We start from the raw sequence: 2128 nt of genomic DNA on the forward strand, positions 1-2128 counted from the left end.
ACCAACCTGCTGGCGCTCAACGCCGCCATCGAAGCCGCCCGCGCCGGCGAGCACGGCAAAGGCTTCGCCGTGGTGGCCGCCGAGGTGCGCAAGCTGGCCGAACGCAGCCAGGTCGCCGCCCAGGAAATCGGCACCGTGGCCAAGAGCAGTGTGGCCCTGGCCGAGCGCGCCGGGTCACTGCTCGACGAAATGGTACCGTCCATCAGCAAGACCTCCGATCTGGTACAGGAAATCGCCGCGGCGTCCGAAGAACAGAGTAGCGGAGTCACTCAGATCAATAGCGCCATGCTGCAACTCAACCAGATCACCCAACAGAACGCCTCGGCCTCGGAAGAGCTGGCCGCGACCGCCGAAGAAATGAGCGGTCAGGCCGAGCAGCTGCAGCGCCTGATGGGCTTCTTCCACACCGGCGATGGTCGTGCGGTCCAGGACCTGGAGCGTGCCATCGAGCAGACGCGCCCGGCCGCGAGCCGTACGGCCCAGCCGACCCTGCGTCGTCCCCAGATGGCCGCGGGCGGCCTGCCGGACGGTTACGTCCGCTTCCCGGAGTAATGGCTTCATGACTGCCCTGACCCTTGGCGACATCGCCCACGAACACCTTGGCCATCAGCACCTGACCTTCGTGGTCGACGGTGAGACCTATGCGGTGGATACCCTCGCGGTGCGCGAGATCATCGAGTTCGGCCAACTGACCCAGGTCCCGCTGATGCCGGCCTGCATTCGTGGGGTGATCAATCTGCGCGGCGCGGTGGTCCCGGTGGTGGATCTGGAGGCCCGCTTCGGCGGCCGACCGACCCGGGTCGGCCCGCGGACCTGCATCGTGATCCTGGAAGTGTGCGCCGACGAAGACACCCAGGTGCTGGGCGTGGTGGTGGATGCGGTGAGCGAGGTGCTGGAAATCGCCGCGGCGGACATCCGTCCGGCGCCGGCCTTTGGCAGTCGCCTGGCGCCGCACTTCATCGCCGGCATGGTCAAGTCCGAAGACGGCTTCCTGACCCTGCTCGACGTGGCCCAGGTCCTCGACGTACAGGAACTGGCGAACCTGGCCCAGGCCGCCAGCTGAAAGACCCCGCATTGCCATGGGCGACGGTAACCGGCGCCTCTTAAACGAAGCAGTTTCAATCGGCGCCGGAGGCGCTTCCACCATGCTGAACACACTTCGCGTCTCGACCAAGCTGGCGATCGGCTTCGGGGCTGCCATCCTGATGCTGCTGCTGGTCATGGGTGTCGCCCTGCTGAACATGGGCACCATGAAGGACTCGGCCGACAACATGTCGAAATTCCGTTTCCCCATGACCGTCCAGGCCAACACCCTGGTGCGTAACACCCTGGACAGCGGCCGCCTGATGCGCAACCTGCTGCTGCTGGACGATGAGCGCGCCCTGGCCAAGACCAAGGAAGACATCGCCAAGGTCCGCTCCGGCAACGCAGAGATACTCGCCGATCTGCAAAAGAAGATCGTCAGTGAGGATGGCAAGCAGAAGCTGGCCGCTGCCACGGACGCGCGTCAGCGCCTGCAGGACAAGTACGGCGAATTCTTTCGCCTGCTCGACACCGACCGTGGCCAGGCCCGGGACTATCTGCTGAATGTCTTCGCGCCCAACAACAACGAGCTGGTCGCCGCCCTCGGCGCCCTGAACGATCTGCAGGCCCAGCGCATGCAGGAAGCCGGTGAAGCGGCGACCGACGCCTACGTCGATGCCCGCAACCTGATGCTGGTGATTGGCGCGGTGGCGACCCTGATCGCCGTCCTGCTCGGCTATCTGATCACCCGCAGCCTGATCCGGCAGCTGGGTGGCGAACCGGCCTATGCCGCCGAGGTGGTGCAGCGCGTCGCCCGCGGCGACCTGAGTGTCGAGGTGGCGACCCGCGAAGGCGACACCACCAGCATGCTGGCCTCCGTGCGTACCATGACCACCACCCTGGCGCAGATCATCAGCGACGTGCGCAGCTCGGCCGATGGCCTGGCCAGCGCCTCGGAAGAGGTCTCGGCCACTGCCCAGAGCATGAGCCAGGCCAGCACCGAGCAGGCCGCCTCCGTCGAGGAGACCAGCGCCAGCATCGAGGAGATGTCGGCTTCCATCGCCCAGAACACCGAGAACGCCAAGGTCACCGACGGCATGGCCGG

3 protein-coding genes are annotated in these 2128 nt (G+C 66.3%); all 3 read left to right on the top strand.

What is annotated here, in order from left to right:
- On the top strand, window positions 1-552 hold a 552-nt coding region (locus PVZ72_RS19935), incomplete at its 5' end, for a methyl-accepting chemotaxis protein (protein ID WP_273862825.1).
- A 7-nt stretch (window positions 553-559) separates the two neighbouring features.
- The gene (locus PVZ72_RS19940; protein WP_133859377.1) at window positions 560-1063 is read left to right on the top strand and encodes a chemotaxis protein CheW; all 504 of its coding nucleotides are present in this window, start codon (window positions 560-562) and stop codon (window positions 1061-1063) included.
- 82 nt (window positions 1064-1145) lie between these two features.
- A partial coding sequence (locus PVZ72_RS19945; protein WP_273862879.1) for a methyl-accepting chemotaxis protein occupies window positions 1146-2128 on the top strand: 983 nt, incomplete at its 3' end.

The sequence above is a fragment of the Pseudomonas sp. LA5 genome (genome assembly GCF_028640825.1).
GTDB lineage: Bacteria > Pseudomonadota > Gammaproteobacteria > Pseudomonadales > Pseudomonadaceae > Chryseomonas > Chryseomonas aestiva.

Excerpts from the sequence above, each read along its gene's own strand:
- PVZ72_RS19940 (WP_133859377.1), top strand. The coding sequence starts at position 560 with ATGACTGCCCTGACCCTTGGCGACATCGCCCACGAACACCTTGGCCAT.